General features: G+C 55.5%; 20 protein-coding genes and 1 pseudogene. 15 read left to right on the top strand and 6 right to left on the bottom strand.

Going from position 1 to position 22,394, the window contains the following annotated elements; genetic code table 11:
- Positions 1-51: 51 nt before the first annotated feature.
- From uvrD to corA, 3 genes are all read left to right on the top strand, one after another.
- Positions 52-2,214 (top strand): DNA helicase II, encoded by a 2,163-nt coding sequence (uvrD, locus tag CSE01S_RS20910; protein WP_042292776.1) that lies wholly within the window; start codon positions 52-54, stop codon positions 2,212-2,214.
- 269 nt (positions 2,215-2,483) lie between these two features.
- Positions 2,484-2,540: a YsgD/CorL family protein gene (gene ysgD / locus CSE01S_RS23325; RefSeq protein WP_212723238.1), complete on the top strand. Its 57-nt coding sequence runs from the start codon at positions 2,484-2,486 to the stop codon at positions 2,538-2,540.
- Positions 2,541-2,691: 151 nt separating this feature from the next.
- Positions 2,692-3,642, top strand: a complete 951-nt coding sequence (gene corA, locus CSE01S_RS20905; RefSeq protein ID WP_042292773.1) for a magnesium/cobalt transporter CorA — start codon at positions 2,692-2,694, stop codon at positions 3,640-3,642.
- 51 nt (positions 3,643-3,693) lie between these two features.
- Here corA and rarD read toward each other — a convergent pair whose 3' ends face one another.
- A complete protein-coding gene (gene rarD / locus CSE01S_RS20900; protein ID WP_042292770.1) occupies positions 3,694-4,590 on the bottom strand; it encodes an EamA family transporter RarD in 897 nt (298 codons plus the stop codon).
- Positions 4,591-4,633: 43 nt separating this feature from the next.
- Positions 4,634-5,101, bottom strand: coding sequence for an acyl-CoA thioesterase YigI (gene yigI / locus CSE01S_RS20895; protein ID WP_042292767.1), 468 nt, complete (start codon positions 5,099-5,101; stop codon positions 4,634-4,636).
- 165 nt (positions 5,102-5,266) lie between these two features.
- Here yigI and pldA point away from each other — a divergent pair, with 165 nt between their 5' ends.
- The 3 genes from pldA to rhtC all read left to right on the top strand — a co-directional run bounded on the left by pldA (position 5,267) and on the right by rhtC (position 8,728).
- The gene (pldA, locus tag CSE01S_RS20890; RefSeq protein WP_042292764.1) at positions 5,267-6,136 is read left to right on the top strand and encodes a phospholipase A; all 870 of its coding nucleotides are present in this window, start codon (positions 5,267-5,269) and stop codon (positions 6,134-6,136) included.
- Positions 6,137-6,211: 75 nt separating this feature from the next.
- On the top strand, positions 6,212-8,041 hold the full coding sequence (gene recQ, locus CSE01S_RS20885) for an ATP-dependent DNA helicase RecQ (protein ID WP_042292863.1): 1,830 nt from the start codon (positions 6,212-6,214) through the stop codon (positions 8,039-8,041).
- A 66-nt stretch (positions 8,042-8,107) separates the two neighbouring features.
- Positions 8,108-8,728 (top strand): threonine export protein RhtC, encoded by a 621-nt coding sequence (gene rhtC, locus CSE01S_RS20880; RefSeq protein WP_042292762.1) that lies wholly within the window; start codon positions 8,108-8,110, stop codon positions 8,726-8,728.
- A gap of 14 nt (positions 8,729-8,742) precedes the next feature.
- Here rhtC and CSE01S_RS23435 read toward each other — a convergent pair.
- Both CSE01S_RS23435 and rhtB read right to left on the bottom strand, forming a co-directional pair.
- Positions 8,743-8,817, bottom strand: a pseudogene (locus CSE01S_RS23435) (hypothetical protein); the annotation flags it as partial.
- Between the two features lie 108 nt (positions 8,818-8,925).
- A complete protein-coding gene (rhtB, locus tag CSE01S_RS20875; protein WP_042292759.1) occupies positions 8,926-9,546 on the bottom strand; it encodes a homoserine/homoserine lactone efflux protein in 621 nt (206 codons plus the stop codon).
- Between the two features lie 110 nt (positions 9,547-9,656).
- On the opposite strand from rhtB, the gene pldB reads away from it, so the two are divergent.
- The 3 genes from pldB to CSE01S_RS20860 all read left to right on the top strand — a co-directional run bounded on the left by pldB (position 9,657) and on the right by CSE01S_RS20860 (position 12,468).
- Entirely contained in the window at positions 9,657-10,679 is a 1,023-nt protein-coding gene (pldB, locus tag CSE01S_RS20870) for a lysophospholipase L2 (protein WP_042292755.1), read from the top strand.
- A gap of 8 nt (positions 10,680-10,687) precedes the next feature.
- The gene (gene yigL, locus CSE01S_RS20865; RefSeq protein WP_042292754.1) at positions 10,688-11,488 is read left to right on the top strand and encodes a sugar/pyridoxal phosphate phosphatase YigL; all 801 of its coding nucleotides are present in this window, start codon (positions 10,688-10,690) and stop codon (positions 11,486-11,488) included.
- Positions 11,489-11,568: 80 nt separating this feature from the next.
- A complete protein-coding gene (locus tag CSE01S_RS20860; protein WP_042292751.1) occupies positions 11,569-12,468 on the top strand; it encodes a carboxylate/amino acid/amine transporter in 900 nt (299 codons plus the stop codon).
- Here the strand turns inward: CSE01S_RS20860 and metR are convergent.
- Positions 12,356-13,309 (bottom strand): HTH-type transcriptional regulator MetR, encoded by a 954-nt coding sequence (metR, locus tag CSE01S_RS20855; RefSeq protein WP_042292748.1) that lies wholly within the window; start codon positions 13,307-13,309, stop codon positions 12,356-12,358. The genes CSE01S_RS20860 and metR overlap by 113 nt on opposite strands.
- 232 nt (positions 13,310-13,541) lie before the next feature.
- Here metR and metE point away from each other — a divergent pair, with 232 nt between their 5' ends.
- Positions 13,542-15,803 (top strand): 5-methyltetrahydropteroyltriglutamate--homocysteine S-methyltransferase, encoded by a 2,262-nt coding sequence (metE, locus tag CSE01S_RS20850; RefSeq protein ID WP_042292862.1) that lies wholly within the window; start codon positions 13,542-13,544, stop codon positions 15,801-15,803.
- Between the two features lie 62 nt (positions 15,804-15,865).
- Here metE and CSE01S_RS20845 read toward each other — a convergent pair whose 3' ends face one another.
- The gene (locus CSE01S_RS20845) at positions 15,866-16,678 is read right to left on the bottom strand and encodes a dienelactone hydrolase family protein (protein WP_042292744.1); all 813 of its coding nucleotides are present in this window, start codon (positions 16,676-16,678) and stop codon (positions 15,866-15,868) included.
- A 261-nt stretch (positions 16,679-16,939) separates the two neighbouring features.
- Between CSE01S_RS20845 and udp the strand changes: the two genes are divergently transcribed.
- The 5 genes from udp (at position 16,940) to ubiB (ending at position 22,374) form a co-directional block, all read left to right on the top strand.
- Positions 16,940-17,701 (top strand): uridine phosphorylase, encoded by a 762-nt coding sequence (udp, locus tag CSE01S_RS20840; RefSeq protein ID WP_042292742.1) that lies wholly within the window; start codon positions 16,940-16,942, stop codon positions 17,699-17,701.
- A 139-nt stretch (positions 17,702-17,840) separates the two neighbouring features.
- Positions 17,841-19,268 carry a DNA recombination protein RmuC gene (rmuC, locus tag CSE01S_RS20835; RefSeq protein WP_042292740.1) on the top strand — a complete coding sequence of 476 codons (1,428 nt, stop codon included), beginning with the start codon at positions 17,841-17,843 and terminating at the stop codon, positions 19,266-19,268.
- 94 nt (positions 19,269-19,362) lie between these two features.
- Entirely contained in the window at positions 19,363-20,118 is a 756-nt protein-coding gene (gene ubiE / locus CSE01S_RS20830) for a bifunctional demethylmenaquinone methyltransferase/2-methoxy-6-polyprenyl-1,4-benzoquinol methylase UbiE (protein WP_042292737.1), read from the top strand.
- 13 nt (positions 20,119-20,131) lie between these two features.
- Positions 20,132-20,737: a ubiquinone biosynthesis protein UbiJ gene (ubiJ, locus tag CSE01S_RS20825; RefSeq protein WP_042292733.1), complete on the top strand. Its 606-nt coding sequence runs from the start codon at positions 20,132-20,134 to the stop codon at positions 20,735-20,737.
- Positions 20,734-22,374 (top strand): ubiquinone biosynthesis regulatory protein kinase UbiB, encoded by a 1,641-nt coding sequence (ubiB, locus tag CSE01S_RS20820; protein WP_042292730.1) that lies wholly within the window; start codon positions 20,734-20,736, stop codon positions 22,372-22,374. Before ubiJ ends, ubiB begins: the two co-directional genes overlap by 4 nt.
- Positions 22,375-22,394 lie beyond the last annotated feature (20 nt).

Raw genomic sequence — 22,394 nt, 5'->3', positions numbered from 1 at the left:
GCGGAAGGCGCTACGCTTATCCGCCCTACCTACTTATACGCGGCGGTGCCAATGGACGTTTCTTACCTGCTCGACAGCCTCAATGACAAACAGCGCGAAGCGGTGGCCGCGCCACGCAGCAACATGCTGGTTCTCGCCGGGGCGGGGAGTGGTAAAACCCGCGTTCTGGTACACCGTATCGCCTGGTTGCTGACCGTGGAGAACAACTCGCCGTATTCGATTATGGCGGTGACCTTCACCAACAAAGCGGCGGCGGAAATGCGCCACCGTATCGGCCAACTGATGGGCACCAGCCAGGGCGGAATGTGGGTGGGGACCTTCCACGGGCTGGCACACCGGCTGCTGCGTGCGCACCACATGGACGCCAACCTGCCGCAGGATTTCCAGATCCTGGACAGTGAAGACCAGTTGCGTCTGCTCAAGCGCCTGATCAAGGCGATGAACCTTGACGAGAAGCAGTGGCCGCCGCGCCAGGCCATGTGGTTCATCAACAGCCAGAAAGACGAAGGGTTGCGGCCACACCACCTACAGAGTTTTGGAAATCCGGTAGAGCAGACCTGGCAGAAGGTGTATCAGGCCTATCAGGAAGCGTGCGATCGCGCCGGACTGGTGGATTTTGCCGAACTGCTGCTGCGCGCCCATGAGCTATGGCTTAATAAACCGCATATCCTTCAGCACTACCGCGAGCGTTTCACCAATATTCTGGTGGACGAATTTCAGGATACCAATAACATCCAGTACGCGTGGGTGCGTTTGCTTGCGGGCGATAGCGGAAAAGTGATGATTGTGGGCGACGACGACCAGTCCATTTATGGCTGGCGCGGCGCGCAGGTAGAAAATATCCAGCGCTTTCTCAACGACTTCCCCGGCGCGCAAACCATTCGTCTGGAGCAGAACTACCGTTCGACCAGCAACATCCTGAGCGCGGCCAACGCCCTGATTGAAAATAACAACGGTCGACTGGGGAAAAAACTGTGGACCGACGGCGTTGACGGTGAGCCTATCTCGCTTTACTGCGCCTTCAACGAACTGGACGAAGCGCGGTTTGTGGTTAACCGCATCAAAACCTGGCAGGACAACGGTGGGGCGCTGGAACAGTGCGCCATTCTCTACCGCAGCAACGCCCAGTCGCGCGTGCTGGAAGAAGCCTTGCTGCAAGCCAGCATGCCGTACCGAATTTATGGCGGTATGCGCTTCTTCGAACGTCAGGAAATTAAAGACGCACTCTCTTACCTGCGCCTGATCGCGAACCGCAATGACGACGCCGCTTTTGAACGCGTGGTCAATACGCCAACCCGCGGAATTGGCGATCGCACCCTTGACGTGGTGCGCCAGACCTCGCGCGATCGCCAGCTTACTCTCTGGCAGGCCTGTCGCGACCTGTTGCAAGAAAAAGCGCTGGCCGGACGCGCCGCCAGTGCGCTCCAGCGTTTTATGGAGCTGATTGACGCGCTGGCGCAGGAAACCGCCGATATGCCGCTGCACGTGCAGACTGACCGGGTGATTAAAGATTCCGGGCTGCGCACTATGTACGAGCAGGAAAAAGGCGAGAAAGGACAAACCCGTATTGAAAACTTAGAGGAGCTGGTGACGGCGACGCGTCAGTTCAGCTACAACGAAGAAGATGAAGATTTAATGCCGCTGCAGGCGTTCCTTTCCCACGCGGCGCTGGAAGCGGGAGAAGGGCAGGCGGATACCTGGCAGGACGCGGTTCAGCTCATGACGTTACACTCCGCGAAAGGGCTGGAATTCCCACAGGTGTTTATCGTCGGCATGGAAGAGGGGATGTTCCCCAGCCAGATGTCGCTGGATGAAGGGGGGCGTCTGGAAGAAGAGCGCCGCCTGGCGTACGTTGGCGTAACACGCGCGATGCAAAAACTTACCCTGACCTACGCCGAAACCCGCCGTCTGTATGGTAAAGAGGTCTATCACCGCCCGTCGCGCTTTATCGGCGAACTACCGGAAGCGTGTGTGGAAGAAGTCCGCCTGCGGGCGACGGTCAGCCGTCCGGTCAGCCATCAGCGGATGGGCGCGCCCCTTGCAGAAAACGATACCGGGTATAAGCTGGGCCAGCGCGTGCGCCATGCGAAGTTCGGTGACGGCACCATTGTGAATCTGGAAGGCAGCGGCGAGCACAGCCGGTTACAGGTCGCCTTCCAGGGACAGGGGATAAAATGGCTGGTCGCGGCATACGCGAAGCTGGAAACGGTCTGATGGCGCTAACGCATTGATTCTTAGGCCGGATAAGGGAGTTATGCCATCGTCCGGCCTGGCTTATTCCCGGATGACGGCAGTCTTATCAGACAGACGCTTTTCGCTTCCACAACGCCGCTTAATATTCTGAAATCATAGATAAATCCCCCCTCTCTGCTAACCTTTTTACATAAGGGGAAATTATTACTTTTTCGCGTTCCGTTGCGAGTTGACGGCAAATTTTTGCTGGCGTAACATGCGCGCACGATTACGCTAAGAGGACATTCGCCTTGGACACACCCAGTAGATACTGGCTCATTATCCTGTCATCCAGGATCAACTCCTAAGGCTATCCCTTTTTGCTGATGGCCTTAGCGGTTGTCAGCGACCTGCATTTTTTCCCGTCGCGCTGAGTCAGGCTTTTATGGTCTGAAACCCAATTTGTTTCTGTGTGCCCACCGAACTGTCCGATATTTTTACGCATTGGGAGTCCCGGTCATGCTGAGCGCATTTCAACTGGAAAACAATCGACTGAGCCGGCTGGAAGTCGAAGAATCACAAACCCTGATTGATGCCGTGTGGGTCGACCTGGTCGAACCGGACGATGACGAGCGTTTGCGCGTACAATCCGAGCTGGGGCAGAGCCTGGCAACCCGCCCCGAACTGGAAGACATCGAAGCATCCGCGCGTTTTTTTGAAGACGAAGACGGCCTGCACATCCACTCCTTCTTCTTCTTTGAAGACGCGGAAGATCACGCCGGTAACTCCACCGTGGCGTTTACCATTCGCGATGGCCGTCTGTTTACCCTGCGTGAGCGCGAACTGCCCGCGTTTCGTTTATACCGCATGCGCGCCCGTAGCCAGGCGATGGTCGACGGTAACGCCTATGAGCTGCTGCTCGATCTGTTCGAAACCAAAATCGAACAGCTGGCGGATGAAATTGAAAACATCTACAGCGACCTGGAACAGCTTAGCCGTGTGATCATGGAAGGGCATCAGGGCGATGAATATGATGAAGCGCTTTCGACGCTGGCGGAGCTGGAGGATATCGGCTGGAAGGTGCGTTTGTGTCTGATGGATACCCAGCGCGCGCTGAACTTCCTGGTACGCAAAGCGCGTCTGCCGGGTGGTCAACTGGAGCAGGCGCGCGAGATCTTACGCGATATCGAATCCCTGCTACCGCACAACGAATCTCTGTTCCAGAAGGTGAACTTCCTGATGCAGGCGGCGATGGGCTTTATCAACATCGAGCAGAACCGCATCATCAAGATCTTCTCGGTGGTCTCCGTGGTGTTCCTGCCGCCGACGCTGGTGGCATCCAGTTACGGGATGAACTTTGAGTTTATGCCGGAGCTAAAATGGAGCTTTGGCTACCCTGGCGCGATTATCTTCATGATCCTCGCGGGGCTGGCGCCGTATCTGTACTTTAAACGTAAGAACTGGCTGTAAAACCTGGCGGGTTCCCTCTCCAGACAGGAGAGGGTCAGGGGGACGGGTAAATCACATGCCTTTACGCGTCCGGCGCTGGGTATAAATCGCATCGGCGACAAAAATCGCCAGCGCCACCCAGATAAACGCGAACGTCACCATCTTATCTGCCCCCGGCACTTCGCCGTAAAACATGACTGCCAGCAGGAACATCAGCGTCGGGCCAATGTACTGGAAGAAGCCCAGCGTTGAGAGGCGCAAACGGGTTGCGGCGCCGGTAAAGCACAGCAGCGGGACGGTAGTCACGACGCCTGCGGCGATCAGCAATAGATTAAGTGACAGCGGGTTTTGCCCCATGTGGCTGGTTGTGCTGTTCGCAATACCAAACAGGTAAATCGCCGCCACTGGCAACAGCCACAGCGTTTCAAACAGCATGCCGGTTTGTGCTTCCACGGCAATCTTTTTACGGACCAGACCGTAAAAGGCAAAGCTAAACGCCAGCCCCAGCGCGATGACTGGCAGCGACCCAAAGGTCCATAACTGCACCAGCACGCCGCACACCGCCAGAATCACGGCCACCCACTGCATCCGGCGAAAGCGTTCGCCGAGGAAAATCATTCCCAGCAGGATATTGACCAGCGGATTAATGAAGTAACCGAGGCTGGCTTCCAGCATGTGGTGATTGTTCACCGCCCAGATAAACAACAGCCAGTTACCGCCAATCAGCACGGCAGACAACGCCAGCAGGAACACCTTTTTCGGTGTCTGCAGCAGCGTTTTGACGCCGGACCACTGACGGCTGACGCTCATCAGCGCCACCATAAAAAAGAATGACCAGATCACCCGGTGCGTCAGGATTTCATCCGCAGGAACGTAATGAATCAGTTTGAAGTACGCAGGGGCGATGCCCCAAATAAAATAAGCGGCAAGAGCGAGTAACACGCCCTGCCGCGTTTGCTTTGCATCCATCGGGAAAACTCGTGTCTGAAATGTAACAACAGTTTATCGTGTTTTACCCTACCATATAAGTGGCGGTGGCGCTGGCAATGTATAACTGCTCTTCATTGTGTAATTCCACCCGCGCCACGGCGACTTTATTCCCGGCGCGCAGCAAGCTGCTGGTAGCGGTGAAACGGTTACCCCTGCCCGGACGCAGGTAATCGACGCGTAAATCGATGGTCCCCATTCGCGACAGCCGTTGACGTAGCTCGTCTTCGCTGATGGTTTCATGGCGTGTCAGCGTGCTACCTACGCAAACCAGTCCGGCGGCAACATCCAGCGCTGAGGCGATCACTCCGCCATGCAAAATACTTTGCGCCCAGTTACCGACCATCATCGGTTGATTATTAAACGCCAGTTGGGCAAATTCTTTTTCGTAGCGTTCGAGTTCCAGCCCCAGCGCCCGGTTAAACGGCATGTGGTAGACAAACATTTCGCCCACAAGCTTCAGGGCTTGCTCCGCGGTGAGTACAGCAGACATACGATTCCGTCACTCCATTGGTTAATGAAATGTTGATGTTATGCTTCTTGTTTGTTGATTTCTACTTTAAGACGGGATAACTAACCGCAACACCAGTAAATATGTAGAATGGCGGAAACAATTTTTATTCAAAACTTAACTATTTCGTTCAGGAGAACAACAAGAATGCGGGCGATTCTGGGTGGTTTATGGACGGCAGCTATGCTGCCAGTGGTCGCTTTTGCGCAAGAAGCGACAGTAAAAGAGGTGCATGACACGCCGTCGGTACAGGGCAGTATCATCGCCAATATGCTGGTGGAGCATGACAATCCGTTCACGCTTTACCCTTACGACACCAACTACCTGATCTACACCAGTACCAGCGACTTAAATAAAGAAGCGATCAGCACTTATAACTGGTCTGAAAACGCCCGCAAAGACGAAGTGAAATTCCAGTTGAGCCTGGCATTCCCGCTGTGGCGAGGGATCCTGGGACCCCATTCAGTCCTGGGGGCGTCGTATACTCAGAAATCCTGGTGGCAGCTTTCCAACAGCGAAGAGTCCTCGCCGTTTCGTGAAACCAACTACGAGCCACAACTTTTTCTCGGCTTTGCAACCGATTATCGCTTTGCGGGCTGGACGCTGCGCGACGTGGAAATGGGGTACAACCATGATTCCAACGGGCGTTCGGACCCAACCTCACGTAGCTGGAACCGTCTTTACACGCGCCTGATGGCGGAAAACGGCAACTGGCTGGTGGAGGTGAAACCGTGGTACGTCATCGGCAGCACCGACGATAACCCCGATATCACCAAATATATGGGCTATTACCAGTTGAAAATCGGGTATCACCTCGGCGATGCGGTGCTGAGCGCGAAAGGACAGTATAACTGGAACACCGGCTACGGCGGCGCTGAACTGGGTCTGAGCTATCCGCTGACGAAGCACGTTCGGCTTTACACCCAGGTATACAGCGGCTATGGCGAGTCGCTTATCGATTACAACTTCAACCAGACGCGAGTGGGTGTCGGCGTGATGCTTAACGATATCTTCTGATCGATTAAACATTGCAGTTTCTCTCTCAGGCGCTGAAAATAGCGCCTGTTTTATTTGATGGCGAACGGGGTGAATGTGGCGCAGGCGGAAGTGTTGAATCTGGAGTCCGGAGCTAAACAGGTTTTGCAGGAGACCTTTGGCTACCAACAGTTTCGCCCGGGCCAGGAAGCGATCATCGACACTGCGATGTCCGGACGCGACTGCCTGGTGGTTATGCCGACCGGCGGCGGGAAATCCCTGTGCTATCAAATCCCTGCTTTGCTCCTTGATGGGTTAACGGTGGTGGTCTCGCCGCTGATTTCCCTGATGAAAGACCAGGTCGATCAGCTGCTGGCGAACGGCGTGGCGGCGGCCTGCCTGAACTCGACCCAGACGCGTGAACAGCAACATGAGGTGATGGCAGGATGCCGTACCGGGAAGATTCGTTTGCTCTATATCGCACCTGAACGTCTGATGCTGGATAACTTCCTCGAGCATCTTGCCCACTGGAATCCCGTCTTACTGGCCGTTGATGAAGCGCACTGTATTTCGCAGTGGGGCCACGACTTTCGCCCGGAATACGCGGCGTTAGGCCAGCTTCGCCAGCGCTTCCCCGCGCTGCCGTTCATGGCGTTGACCGCCACGGCGGATGAAACCACCCGGCTGGATATCGTCCGTTTATTAGGCCTCAACGACCCCTTAATTCAGATCAGCAGTTTTGACCGGCCCAACATTCGCTACATGTTGATGGAGAAATTTAAGCCGCTCGATCAACTGATGCGCTACGTGCAGGAGCAGCGCGGCAAGTCCGGCATCATTTACTGCAACAGCCGGGCGAAAGTGGAAGATACCGCCGCACGCCTGCAAAGCCGTGGGCTTAGCGCTGCGGCGTACCATGCGGGGCTGGAAAATGACGTGCGTGCGGACGTGCAGGAGAAATTCCAGCGCGACGACCTGCAAATCGTGGTGGCGACCGTGGCGTTCGGCATGGGCATCAACAAACCCAACGTGCGTTTTGTGGTGCATTTTGATATTCCGCGCAACATTGAATCCTATTACCAGGAGACGGGACGCGCGGGTCGTGACGGCCTGCCTGCGGAAGCCATGCTGTTTTACGATCCGGCGGATATGGCGTGGTTGCGCCGTTGCCTGGAAGAAAAACCGCAGGGGCAACTGCAGGATATCGAGCGACATAAGCTGAATGCGATGGGCGCGTTTGCCGAGGCGCAAACCTGTCGTCGCCTGGTATTGCTCAACTACTTTGGTGAAGGGCGGCAGGAGCCGTGCGGCAACTGTGATATCTGCCTTGATCCGCCTAAACAGTACGATGGCCTGCAGGACGCGCAAATTGCCCTCTCGACGATAGGCCGGGTGAACCAGCGTTTTGGCATGGGGTATGTTGTTGAGGTGATCCGCGGCGCCAACAACCAGCGCATCCGTGAACTGGGACATGACAAGCTCAAAGTCTACGGTATGGGACGCGAGAAAAGCCATGAGCACTGGGTCAGCGTGATCCGTCAACTGATCCACCTGGGCCTGGTGACGCAAAATATCGCCCAGCATTCCGCGTTACAAATGACCGACGCGGCGCGTCCGGTGCTGCGCGGCGAAGTGCCGCTTCAGCTTGCCGTACCGCGTATCGTAGCCCTTAAGCCGCGGGTTATGCAGAAATCCTTCGGCGGCAATTACGATCGCAAGTTGTTCGCAAAACTGCGCAAGTTGCGTAAGGCGATCGCCGACGAAGAAAATATCCCGCCGTACGTGGTGTTTAACGATGCCACCCTGATTGAGATGGCCGAACAGATGCCGGTTTCCGCCAGCGAAATGCTCAGCGTCAACGGTGTCGGGATGCGTAAACTCGAACGCTTCGGTAAAGAATTTATGGCGCTGATTCGCGCTCACGTAGACGGTGACGACGAGGAGTAGTCAGCCAGGCAAAAAAGTGCCAGGATGGTGACTCACTGAACTGTTTCCCCCGCGAGTATTTCGATCATGCTAATGTTATTTCTCACCGTGGCGATGGTGCACATTGTCGCGCTCATGAGTCCGGGTCCGGATTTCTTTTTCGTCTCGCAGACTGCCGTCAGCCGCTCGCGTAAAGAAGCGATGATGGGCGTGCTGGGGATTACCTGTGGCGTTATGGTCTGGGCGGGTATCGCGCTGCTTGGCCTGCATCTGATTATTGAAAAAATGGCCTGGCTGCATACTATTATTATGGTCGGCGGCGGTCTGTATCTGTGCTGGATGGGCTACCAGATGCTACGCGGCGCGCTGAAAAAGCAGGATACTGCCGCGCCCGCGCCGCAGGTTGAACTGGCGCAGAGCGGACGCAGTTTTCTGAAGGGATTGCTGACCAATCTGGCGAACCCAAAAGCGATAATCTATTTCGGTTCGGTGTTTTCCCTGTTTGTTGGCGATAACGTGGGTACCGCCGCGCGCTGGGGTATCTTTGTGCTGATTATCGTGGAAACATTCGCGTGGTTTACGGTGGTGGCGAGTCTGTTTGCGCTGCCACAGATGCGTCGCGGCTATCAGCGGCTGGCGAAATGGATCGACGGCTTTGCCGGCGCGCTGTTTGCGGGCTTTGGCATCCATTTGATCATTTCGCGCTGATTTATTTCCCGCCTTACCAGCACGGTAATTTGTTGTCCGCTCATCTGCTCCAGCATAAACCGCTGAGTCAGTCTATCCAGCAACACTGCGTTCAACAGCAAAGAATGAACCCTGTTTCTTTCTTTGCTGTCTGGTTCGACGGTCTATATTCCACCGTTCTGATCGTCAACAAGGTATTGCGAGCGCGACTCCGTTTGTCACGCATGCCTTGCCGAAGCCAGTAGCGCGCCTACCAGCATAAACAGCGAACCGAACACTTTATTCAGCGCCTTCATCTGCTTCGGTCCTTTGATCCAGAGCGCGATTCGCTGCGCCAGCGTCGCGTAACCAATCATCACCACAATATCAACGACAATCGTCGTCACACCGAGAATGATGTACTGCATCAGCTGCGGCTCCTTCGGCATGACGAACTGCGGAAACAGCGCGGCGAGAAAAACGATGCTTTTCGGGTTGGTCAGGTTGACGAAGACGGCGCGCTGAAACAGACGTCCGCGGGATTGGGTATTCGCCATGGTGGTCAAATCAATGGCCCCCGCTGCACGCCACTGCTGGATGCCCAACCAGATCAGATAGGCCGCGCCCGCCCATTTCAGTATCTCAAATGCGAGTACCGACCGTGAGAACAGCGTTCCCAGTCCGACGCCGACCAGCACGATATGGATAGCCAGGCCCGCCTGTAACCCGGCGATAGAGGCCATTGCGCCACGATAGCCATGGTTAATGGAGGTGGTCATGGTATTGATGGCGCCGGAGCCCGGTGAAAGGCTCAAAATTATGGACGTCAAAAGGTAGGCGAACCACCATTCGAAAGTCATCGGAAACTCCCTGATTGTCTATTTTTATGCCACAATACGCTACTGTTGTGCGGTTGTGTCAGGCAACGACAAAAAAATGATTTTACCTGGTAAACGAGGCTGGATACCTGATGTTTCAGCAGCAAAAAGACTGGGAAACGAGAGAAAATGCGTTCGCGGCGTTCTCAATGGGACCGCTGACCGATTTCTGGCGCCAGCGGGAGGAAGCGGAATTTACGGGCGTAGACAGCGTGCCGGTACGTTTCGTCCGTTTTCGCGCAGAGCAAAACGATCGGGTGATCGTGGTTTGTCCGGGGCGTATTGAAAGCTACGTTAAATATGCCGAACTGGCCTATGACCTGTTTCATCTTGGCTTTGATGTCCTGATCATTGATCACCGGGGGCAGGGCCGTTCCGGGCGCATGTTATCGGATCCGCACCGTGGTCATGTCGATAACTTCAACGATTATGTTGATGATTTAACGGCGTTCTGGGAACAGGAAGTGCAGCCGGGACCGTGGCGGAAGCGCTACATTCTGGCGCACTCAATGGGCGGCGCGATTGCGACTTTGTTTCTGCAACGTCATCCAAACCAGTGCGACGCGATCGCGCTGTGCGCGCCGATGTTTGGTATTGTGATGCGCCTGCCCGACTGGATGGTTCGCCATATTCTCGACTGGGCCGAGGGGCATCCCCGCATCCGTGAAGGTTATGCGATTGGCACCGGGCGCTGGCGGGCGTTGCCGTTTGGCATGAATTTGTTAACGCACAGTCGGCAGCGTTATCGGCGTAACCTGCGGTTTTACGCCGATGAGCCACAGCTGCGCGTGGGCGGCCCGACCTACCATTGGGTACGTGAAGGCATCCTGGCGGCAGAACACGTGCTGGCCGGGGCGGGCGACGACGCCACGCCAACATTGCTGATCCAGGCCGAAGAAGAGCGTGTGGTGGATAACCGCATGCATTACCGTTTTTGTGAAATCCGCGCCGCGGCGGGACACCCGGTCGAAGGGGGTCAACCGCTTGTCATCAAAGGCGCGTACCATGAGATCCTTTTTGAAAAGGACGCCATGCGCTCAGTCGCGCTTCACGCTATTGTTGATTTTTTCAACAAGCATAACTCACCAGCGGAAACCGCTTTGCTTAGAGGTTGAATTTTTATATGTATCAGGTTGTTGCGTCTGATTTAGATGGCACGCTGCTCTCGCCCGACCATACCCTATCTCCTTACGCTAAAGAGACACTGAAACTGCTGACCGCGCGTGGCGTTAACTTTGTTTTTGCCACCGGTCGCCACCACGTCGACGTGGGACAAATCCGCGATAATCTGGAAATTAAGTCCTACATGATCACCTCTAACGGTGCGCGGGTGCATGATATGGACGGCAATCTGGTGTTTACCCATAATCTGGATCGCGATATCGCCAGCGATCTGTTTGGTGTGGTGAACGCAAGCCCGGATATCATCACGAATGTCTATCGTGACGATGAATGGTTTATGAACCGTCACCGCCCGGATGAAATGCGTTTTTTCAAAGAGGCAGTCTTTAACTACTCCCTGTTTGAGCCGGCGCTGCTGGAGCCGGAAGGCATCAGCAAGGTATTCTTCACCAGCGACAGCCATGAGGTGCTGCTGCCACTGGAACAGGCGATCAACGCGCGCTGGGGGGACCGCGTGAACGTCAGTTTTTCCACGCTCACCTGTCTGGAGGTGATGGCAGGCGGCGTATCGAAAGGCCACGCGCTGGAAGCCGTGGCGAAGGCGATGGGCTACAGCCTGACCGACTGCATCGCCTTTGGTGATGGCATGAACGACGCGGAAATGCTGTCGATGGCTGGCAAGGGCTGCATTATGGGCAACGCCCACCAGCGTCTGAAAGATTTACATGCTGAGCTGGAAGTGATTGGGATTAATGCCGATGATGCGGTGCCGCATTATCTGCGCAATCTGTTTTTGCGTTAAGGTGATTGTTCGTTAGTTAGTCAGTTGTCAACCTAACTCTTCGCTACAATGGATACTCCTTGAACCCGGAGAGTTCCATTGTGGCGTTACTCATCATTACCACCATCCTGTGGGCGTTTTCTTTTAGCCTGTTCGGCGAATACCTTGCCGGACACGTCGACAGCTATTTCGCCGTGCTGGTGCGGGTTGGCCTGGCGGCGTTGGTCTTTTTACCGTTTCTGCGCACGCGCGGCCACAGCCTGAAAACTGTCGGGCTGTATATGCTGGTGGGCGCGATGCAGCTCGGCATTATGTATATGTTGAGTTTCCACGCCTATCTGTATTTGACCGTGTCGGAACTGTTGTTGTTTACCGTGTTGACGCCGCTTTATATCACGCTGATTTATGACGTGATGAGCAAACGCCGCCTGCGCTGGGGATATGCGTTTAGCGCCCTTCTGGCGGTGATCGGCGCGGGTATTATCCGTTATGATCAGGTCACCGATCACTTCTGGACCGGCCTTCTGCTGGTGCAGCTTTCCAATATCAGCTTTGCCATCGGCATGGTGGGCTACAAGCGTCTAATGGAAACCCGCCCTATGCCGCAGTACAACGCGTTCGCCTGGTTCTACGTCGGCGCGTTTCTGGTGGCGGTGGCGGCGTGGTCTTTGCTTGGCAATGCGCAGAAGATGCCAGAAACGACGCTGCAGTGGGGCATTCTGGTCTTCCTCGGCGTGGCGGCGTCAGGTATCGGCTATTTCATGTGGAACGTGGGGGCGACGCAGGTGGATGCCGGCACGTTAGGCATTATGAATAACATGCATGTGCCTGCCGGGCTGCTGGTTAATCTGGCGATCTGGCATCAACAGCCTCACTGGCCGAGCTTTATCACAGGCGCGGTTGTGATACTGGCTTCTCTGTGGGTGCATCGAAAGTGGGTCGCTCCGCGCTCCGCACAAACGGCAGGTGATCGCAGGCATGACTGCGCGCCGAGCGAATAAACGCATCGGTCACTGGCTGGCGCTGTTCGCCGTCGCGCACGGCGGCGTAAAGGCGGCTCCAGAGCCCATCGCCCAGAGTTTTGGTGACCACCAGACCCTGGCGCTCAAAACTCTCCACCACCCAGTGCGGCAGGGCGGCGATGCCCATTCTTGCCGCTACCATCTGAATCAACAATAGCGTGTTATCAACGCTTTTCAGCGCCGGGCTGATGCCTGCGGGCTGCAGAAAATGTCGCCAGACGTCCAGTCTGCTGCGCTGTACCGGATAGATCAGCAACGTTTCACTGGCTAAATCTTCCGGTGAGATCTGGATTTGACTGGCCAGCGGGTGATCGGGCGCCAGTACCAGCCGCACTTCGAAATCAAACATCGGGGAATAGTGCAGCCCGCTGCGCGGCAGAATGTCGGAGGTCAGTACCAGATCCAGTTCGTCCTGCTGCAACGCTGGCTGCGGATCAAACGTCACCCCGGATTTAAAATCCATCTCTACCTGCGGCCACTTCGCGCGGAACTGCTCCAGCGCCGGGGTCAGCCACTGAATACAGCTGTGGCACTCAATCGCGATGCGCAAGCGTGTTTGCTGCGGTTCATTACAGGCCTGCAGCGCGCGGCTAATCTGCGGCAATACCTGGTTGGCGAGCTGTAACAATATCTCACCCTGCGGCGTAAAGCGCAGCGGCTGGCTTTTACGGATAAACAGCCGAAAGCCAAGGCGCTGTTCCAGATCGCTGAACTGGTGAGACAAGGCGGATTGGGTCTGATGCAGCGTCGCGGCGGCGGCGGCGAGCGACCCGGTATTCCGCAGCGCCTGGAGCGTTTTCAGGTGTTTAATCTCGATCATGAAAGTCCTTCACTTCGGCATGAGCAAATTGCGCTTGAGGAATATACAGTAACCGCCAAATATAGATGTGTAAACATCTGGACGTCTAAATCCTGCGTCTTTCGAATTTATGGTGCGTTGGCTGCACTTCCTCACCCCAGTCACTTACTTCAGTAAGCTGCTGGGGATGAGCAAGTTTGCCGCCTTCCCTAAATCCGAAATCCTTCGGATTACACATTATGAGGTTATAAAAATGACAATTATTAATCACACCCTCGGTTTTCCTCGCGTCGGCCTGCGTCGCGAGCTGAAAAAAGCGCAAGAAAGCTACTGGGCGGGCAACGCGTCCCGTGAAGAGCTGCTGGCGGTAGGGCGTGAATTGCGCGCGCGCCACTGGGATCAACAAAAACAGGCCGGTATTGACCTGCTGCCGGTAGGCGATTTCGCCTGGTACGACCATGTGCTGACCACCAGCCTGCTGCTTGGCAACGTGCCGGCGCGTCATCAGAATAAAGACGGCTCTGTTGATATCGATACCCTGTTCCGCATCGGTCGCGGTCGCGCGCCGACCGGTGAACCGGCTGCGGCGGCAGAAATGACCAAATGGTTTAACACTAACTATCACTACATGGTGCCGGAATTCGTAAAAGGTCAGCAGTTCAAACTGACCTGGACCCAGCTTCTGGACGAAGTAGACGAAGCGCTGGCGCTGGGCCACCAGGTGAAACCGGTCCTGCTGGGTCCGATAACGTACCTGTGGCTGGGTAAAGTGAAAGGCGAGCAATTTGACCGTCTCAGCCTGCTGAACGATATTCTGCCGGTCTATAAACAGGTGCTGATTGAGCTGGGCAAACGCGGCATTCAGTGGGTACAAATCGATGAGCCTGCGCTGGTGCTGGAGCTGCCCCAGGTTTGGCTCGATGCCTTTAAACCGGCGTATGACGCGCTCACCGGACAGGTGAAGCTGCTGCTCACCACCTATTTCGAGGGCGTGACGCCGAATCTCGACACCATTACTGCGCTGCCGGTACAGGGTCTGCACGTTGACCTGGTACACGGTAAAGACGATGTGGCGGAACTGCATACGCGTCTGCCCGCTGACTGGCTACTGTCTGCAGGTCTGGTAAACGGTCGTAACGTCTGGCGCGCCGATCTAACGGAAAAATACGCACAAATTAAGGACATCGTGGACAAACGTGAGCTGTGGATCGCTTCTTCCTGCTCCCTGCTGCACAGCCCGATCGATCTGAGCGTAGAGACCCGTCTGGATGCGGAGGTGAAAAGCTGGTTTGCCTTTGCTCTGCAAAAATGTGAAGAGCTGGCCCTGCTGCGCGATGCGCTGAACAGCGGCGACACGACGGCGATTCGCGAGTGGAGCGTACCGATTCAGGCGCGTCAGCAGTCAACACGCGTACATAATGCGGCGGTAGAAAAACGTCTGGCGGCGATCTCCGCGCAGGACAGTCAACGTCAGAATCCGTATGAAGTGCGCGCCGAAGCCCAGCGTGCGCGTTTCAAATTACCCGCCTGGCCGACGACCACCATCGGTTCCTTCCCGCAAACCACGGAAATCCGCGGCCTGCGACTGGACTTCAAAAAAGGTAATCTGGATGTGAATCACTACCGCACCGGTATTGCCGAACACATTAAGCAGGCGATTGTTGAACAGGAGCGATTAGGGCTGGACGTGCTGGTCCATGGCGAAGCTGAGCGTAACGACATGGTGGAGTACTTTGGTGAGCATCTTGACGGCTTTGTTTTTACCCAGAACGGCTGGGTGCAGAGTTACGGCTCGCGCTGCGTGAAGCCGCCGGTGGTGATTGGTGATGTCAGCCGTCCTGCGCCGATTACCGTCGACTGGGCGAAGTACGCTCAGTCGCTGACCGACAAGCCGGTAAAAGGCATGTTAACCGGTCCGGTGACCATTCTCTGCTGGTCCTTCCCGCGCGAAGACGTAACCCGCGAAACCATCGCCAAACAGATCGCGCTGGCGCTGCGGGATGAAGTGGCGGATCTGGAGGCGGCGGGCATTGGTATTATCCAGATTGACGAACCGGCGCTACGTGAAGGTCTGCCGCTGCGTCGCAGCGACTGGGATGCCTATTTACAGTGGGGCGTGGAAGCGTTCCGCATCAGCGCCGCCGTCGCTAAGGACGACACGCAGATCCACACCCACATGTGCTACTGCGAGTTTAACGACATCATGGACTCGATTGCCGCGCTGGATGCGGATGTGATCACCATTGAGACGTCGCGTTCAGACATGGAGCTATTGGAGTCATTTGAAGAGTTCGACTACCCGAACGAAATTGGGCCGGGCGTGTATGACATTCACTCCCCGAACGTGCCAGGCGTGGAGTGGATTGAAGCCCTGCTGCAAAAAGCGGCCCAGCGCATCCCGGCGGAACGTTTGTGGGTCAACCCGGACTGCGGCCTGAAAACTCGCGGCTGGCCGGAAACGCGTGCGGCGCTGGCGAACATGGTGAAGGCAGCGCAGAATTTGCGTCAGGGTTAATACCTTTGCCAACCCTGTAACAAAGGCCCGGCAAGGCGTAGCCGCCACCGGGCTTTTAATCATTACGCTCTCTTCCCACCGTACTGGCTGAACCACGCCAGCATTCTCTGCCAGCCATCTTTCGCGGATTCCGCATGATAACTCGGACGGTAATCGGCATTAAATGCGTGTCCGGCATCCGGATAGACTACAATCTCTGCTTTCGCGTTTGCCGCCCGCAGCGCCTGGCGCATTGTCTCAACCGTATCGAGCGGGATCCCCGTATCCTGACCACCATACAGCCCCAGCACTGGCGCATTTAAATCCGTGGCGATATCGACCGGATGCTTCGGTGAGTTCAGGGTCTTTTCACCCATCAGTTTCCCATACCAGGCGACGGCAGCTTTGAGCTGTGGATTATGCGCGGCGTACAGCCAGCTAATGCGTCCCCCCCAGCAAAAACCGGTCACCATCAGACGGTGCGGATCGCCGCCGTTGCGGGCCGCCCAACTGGCGACGTGGTCAAGATCGGCCAGCACCTGTGCATCCGGCACTTTGCTGACCAGATTGCTGAACAGCGTCGGGATGTCGCTGTAATCATTCGGATCGCCCTCGCGAAAATAGAGCTCTGGCGCAATAGCCAGATATCCTTCCAGCGCCAGCCGGCGGCAAATATCGCGAATGTGTTCATGCACGCCAAAAATTTCCTGCACTACAATGACCACTGGCAGGGGCGCATCGTTTTGTTTTGGTCGCGCCTGATAAGCCGGCATATCTTCTCCCTGAGAAGGGATGGAGGTAAAACCGGCAATAATGGCGTCGTCCGGAGTGTGAACCGTTGTAGAGGCGAGGGGAGAGGCCGCAGGTGCAAAGCCCGTTTGTTGTGTTGAGGTCATGGTATTCTCCGTACCCTTAAAATACATAGCGCAATGTTAACTATAGACAGCCTTCACTAAAGCACACTGCCTGAATTGGCTCAATTTTTGTGCAATGGAAGGCAGGGTTGACAACTAATTGTGATCGGAATCACTTAATCGGCGTAATTCAATGCAACTGTTTTCCCTCATGGTGATTATGGTCACGAAAATCACCTGCATCCTTCGGTAGAGTATCTTTTTGCTTCTTCTGACTAAAACCGAATCACAGAGGAGTTTTATATGTCCAAGTCTGATGTTTTTCATCTCGGCCTCACCAAAAGCGATTTACAAGGGGCTACGCTTGCAATCGTTCCAGGCGATCCGGAGCGTGTGGAAAAGATCGCCGCGCTGATGGATAAGCCGGTTAAGCTGGCATCGCATCGCGAATTTACGACCTGGCGCGCAGAGCTGGACGGCAAGTCTGTGATTGTCTGCTCGACCGGTATCGGCGGCCCGTCCACCTCCATCGCCGTAGAAGAGCTGGCACAGCTGGGCATTCGTACTTTCCTGCGTATCGGTACCACCGGCGCGATTCAGCCGCATATCAATGTGGGCGATGTTCTGGTGACCACGGCATCTGTGCGTCTCGACGGTGCAAGCCTGCACTTCGCGCCGATGGAATTCCCGGCGGTGGCAGATTTTGACTGTACCACCGCGCTGGTCGAGGCGGCGAAATCAATAGGGGCGACCACGCACGTAGGCGTAACCGCGTCCTCTGACACTTTCTATCCAGGGCAGGAGCGTTACGACACCTATTCTGGTCGCGTTGTGAGCCGCTTTAAAGGCTCGATGGAAGAATGGCAGGCGATGGGCGTCATGAACTATGAGATGGAGTCCGCAACTTTGCTGACCATGTGCGCCAGCCAGGGTCTGCGTGCGGGAATGGTTGCCGGGGTTATCGTCAACCGTACTCAGCAAGAGATACCGAACGCCGAGACCATGAAGCAAACCGAAAGCCATGCGGTGAAAATCGTGGTGGAAGCGGCGCGTCGCCTGATCTAATTTTCTGTTTTTCCCTCCAGGGCCGACGCGTTCGGCCTTTTTATTTTGCGTAACGCCTCGCAGGAAATCCCTTTCAAACTGGACGTTTATACAGCACAATTCTATTTTGTGCTGGTGAGTGGTTGCGGCAGGAGGCATTTTGGATATCTCTCTCATAATTTATGCAGTGCTAGCGTTGGTAGGCGTTGCGCTGGGCTGGCTGATCGCCAGTTATCAACATGCACAGCAAAAAGCCGATCAGCTTAGCGAGCGTGAAGAGATGGTGGCGGCGCTAAGCGCGGCCAGACAGGAGCTTGCCCAAAGCGATCACTGGCGCGACGAGTGCGAACTGCTGAACAATGAGCTTCGCAGTCTGCGCAGTATTAACACCTCGCTGGAAGCGGATCTGCGGGAAGTCACGACGCGAATGGAAGCGACGCAGCAGCATGCGGAAGACAAAATTCGTCAGATGATCAACAGCGAACAGCGCCTCAGCGAGCAGTTCGAAAACCTGGCGAACCGGATTTTTGAGCAAAGCAACCGCCGGGTCGACGAGCAAAACCGACAGAGCCTTAACAGCCTGCTCACGCCGTTGCGTGAGCAACTGGACGGTTTTCGCCGCCAGGTTCAGGACAGCTTTGGTCAGGAGGCGCGCGAGCGGCATACGCTGGCGCATGAGATTCGTAATCTGCAACAGCTCAATGCGCAGATGGCGCAGGAAGCGGTCAATCTCACGCGCGCGCTGAAAGGCGACAATAAAACCCAGGGCAACTGGGGTGAGGTGGTGCTTACCCGCGTGCTGGAAGCTTCCGGCCTGCGCGAAGGCTATGAGTACGAAACGCAGGTCAGCATAGAAAATGATGTCCGTTCGCGGATGCAGCCCGACGTGATTGTCCGCTTACCGCAGGGCAAAGATGTCGTGATCGACGCTAAAATGACACTGGTGGCCTATGAGCGCTATTTCAACGCGGAAGATGACGTCACCCGTGAGAGCGCGCTCCAGGAGCATATCGCATCCGTGCGTAACCATATTCGCCTGCTTGGGCGTAAAGATTACCAGCAGCTTCCAGGGCTGCGCTCGCTGGACTATGTGCTGATGTTTATCCCCGTCGAGCCTGCTTTTTTGCTGGCGCTGGACAGACAGCCCGAACTGATTACCGAGGCATTGAGAAATAACATTATGCTGGTCAGCCCTACGACGTTGCTGGTGGCGTTACGGACCATCGCCAACCTGTGGCGCTACGAGCATCAAAGCCGCAATGCGCAGCAAATTGCCGAACGAGCCAGTAAACTGTACGACAAGATGCGGCTGTTTGTGGATGATATGTCGTCTGTCGGGCAAAGCCTCGAGAAAGCGCAGGACAACTACCGTCAGGCGATGAAAAAGCTGACGTCGGGGCGTGGCAACGTGCTGGCGCAGGCAGAAGCGTTTCGGGGGTTAGGCGTGGAAATCAAACGCGAGATTAATCCGGAACTGGCGGAACAGGCGACGTCGCAGGATGAAGAATACCGTTTGCGCGCGGTGCCCGAAGCACCTGAAAACACGCTTCATTCAGACGATAGCGGCGTCAAACAGCAATCGATTTAGCCCGTTTGGCGTCGCCGGAACGGGTAGAAGGGTAGGGCAAATAGCCCCAATCTGTTACACTTCTCGAACAATTTTTTGATGAGCAGGCACTGAGATGGTGGATAATTCACAAGAAACGACGCACTTTGGTTTTCAGACTGTCGCTAAAGAACAGAAAGCAGACATGGTGGCCCACGTTTTTCATTCTGTGGCCTCAAAATATGATGTCATGAATGATTTAATGTCATTTGGCATTCATCGCTTGTGGAAGCGCTTCACTATCGACTGCAGCGGCGTACGCCGCGGTCAGACGGTGCTTGATCTGGCCGGAGGGACGGGCGATCTGACGGCCAAGTTCTCTCGCCTGGTCGGTGAAACCGGCAAGGTGATTCTGGCGGATATCAATGACTCCATGCTTAAGATGGGCCGTGAAAAACTGCGTAACATCGGGGTTATCGGCAACGTCGAATACGTTCAGGCTAACGCGGAAGCGCTGCCCTTTCCGGACAACACCTTTGACTGTATCACCATTTCCTTCGGTCTACGTAACGTCACGGACAAAGACAAAGCCCTGCGCTCCATGTTCCGCGTGCTGAAACCCGGCGGACGCCTGCTGGTGTTGGAATTTTCTAAGCCGATTATCGAGCCGCTGAGCAAAGCCTACGATGCCTACTCTTTCCACGTTCTACCACGCATCGGATCCATGGTGGCGAACGATGCGGACAGCTACCGCTATTTAGCGGAATCTATTCGTATGCATCCCGATCAGGACACGCTGAAAGCGATGATGCAGGACGCCGGGTTTGAAAGCGTCGATTATTACAACCTGACGGCGGGTGTGGTAGCGCTGCATCGCGGCTATAAGTTCTGACAGGAGAGCGGGGATGCCTTTTAAACCCTTAGTGACCGCAGGAATGGAAAGTCTGCTCAATACGTTCCTGTACCGTTCACCAGCGCTGAAAACCGCGCGAACGCGCCTGCTGGGTAAAGTGCTGCGCGTGGAACTAAAAGGCTTTTCGACATCATTGATTCTGGTTTTCAGCGAGCGTCAGGTTGATGTGCTGGGTGAGTGGGCGGGCGAGGCTGATTGCACCGTCATTACCTACGCCAGCGTGCTGCCTGAACTGCGCGACCGTCAGCAGCTCACCGCGCTGATTCGCAGTGGCGAACTGGAAGTTCAGGGTGATATTCAGGTCGTTCAGAATTTTGTCGCCCTTGCCGATTTAGCGGAATTCGATCCTGCCGAGCTGATCGCGCCCTACACTGGCGATATCGCGGCGGAAGGGATCGGTAAAGCCCTGCGCGGTGGGGCCAGATTTCTCCGTCACGGCATTCAACGCCAACAGCGCTATGTCGCCGAAGCAATCACGGAAGAGTGGCGAATGGCGCCCGGACCCCTTGAGGTCGCCTGGTTTGCGGAAGAAACGGCAGCGGTGGAACGCGCTGTTGATGCGCTGACGAAGCGGCTGGAAAAACTGGAGGCTAAATGACGCCAGGTGAAGTACGGCGCCTATATTTCATCATTCGCACCTTTTTAAGCTACGGACTTGATGAGCTCATCCCCAGAATGCGGATCACGCTGCCGCTACGGTTATGGCGATATGGCCTGTTCTGGATGCCAAACCGTCATAAAGACAAACTGCTGGGAGAGCGGCTGAGACTGGCACTGCAAGAGTTAGGGCCAGTGTGGATCAAGTTCGGACAGATGCTCTCTACCCGCCGCGATCTCTTCCCGCCGCAAATTGCTGACCAGCTTGCGCTGTTGCAGGACAAAGTCGCGCCGTTTGACGGCAAGCTGGCGAAAGCGCAAATCGAAGCGGCGATGGGCGGACTGCCCGTTGAAGCCTGGTTTGACGATTTTGAGATCAAGCCGCTTGCGTCAGCGTCCATCGCCCAGGTGCATACGGCCAGGCTGAAATCGAACGGCAAAGAGGTGGTCATTAAGGTTATCCGCCCGGACATTTTGCCGATCATCAAAGCGGATCTTAAGCTTATTTACCGCCTGGCGCGCTGGGTGCCCCGCTTGCTGCCGGATGGTCGTCGTCTGCGTCCAACGGAAGTGGTACGCGAGTACGAGAAGACGCTAATCGATGAGTTGAACCTGCTGCGCGAGTCGGCTAATGCTATCCAGCTGCGCCGAAACTTTGAAGGCAGCCCGATGCTCTACGTCCCGGAAGTGTATTCTGACTATTGCAGTGAGAACATGATGGTGATGGAGCGCATTTACGGTATTCCGGTTTCCGATGTCGTGGCGCTGGAAAAGAACGGCACCAACATGCAACTGCTGGCAGAACGCGGTGTGCAAGTGTTCTTCACCCAGGTGTTTCGCGACAGCTTTTTCCATGCGGACATGCACCCCGGCAATATCTTCGTGAGCTATGAGCACCCGGAAGATCCGCAGTATATAGGTATTGATTGCGGTATTGTCGGCTCGTTAAACAAAGAAGATAAACGTTATCTGGCGGAAAATTTCATCGCCTTCTTTAACCGTGATTACCGCAAAGTGGCGGAATTACACGTCGATTCAGGCTGGGTTCCGCCGGATACCAACGTCGAAGAGTTTGAGTTCGCTATCCGCACGGTCTGTGAGCCTATCTTTGAAAAGCCGCTGGCGGAGATCTCGTTTGGCCACGTGTTGTTAAACCTTTTCAATACGGCGCGTCGATTCAACATGGAAGTGCAGCCGCAACTGGTATTATTGCAGAAGACATTGTTGTACGTTGAAGGCGTGGGTCGTCAGCTGTATCCGCAGCTCGATCTCTGGAAAACGGCGAAACCTTTTCTCGAATCCTGGATCAAAGATCAGGTCGGTATTCCTGCTCTGGTCAGAGCCTTTAAGGAAAAAGCGCCGTTCTGGGTCGAAAAAATGCCGGAACTGCCTGAACTGGTGTACGACAGTTTGCGCCAGGGCAAATATTTACAGCACAGTGTTGATAAGATTGCGCGCGAGCTTCATGAGAACCATGTCCGTCAGGGTCAGTCCCGTTATTTATTCGGTATTGGCGCCACGCTGCTATTAAGTGGGACCTTCCTGCTGATTAGTCGTCCTGAATGGGGCTATATGCCCGGCTGGTTAATGGCGGGCGGCCTCGTCGCCTGGATCGTTGGCTGGCGCAAAACTCGCTGATTTTTTCATCGCTCATCGCG

Source organism: Citrobacter sedlakii NBRC 105722 (genome assembly GCF_000759835.1).
GTDB classification, from domain to species: Bacteria; Pseudomonadota; Gammaproteobacteria; order Enterobacterales; family Enterobacteriaceae; genus Citrobacter_A; species Citrobacter_A sedlakii.
Note: the sequence above shows the minus strand (reverse complement) of the source record. Positions and strands in the feature narration are given on the sequence as shown.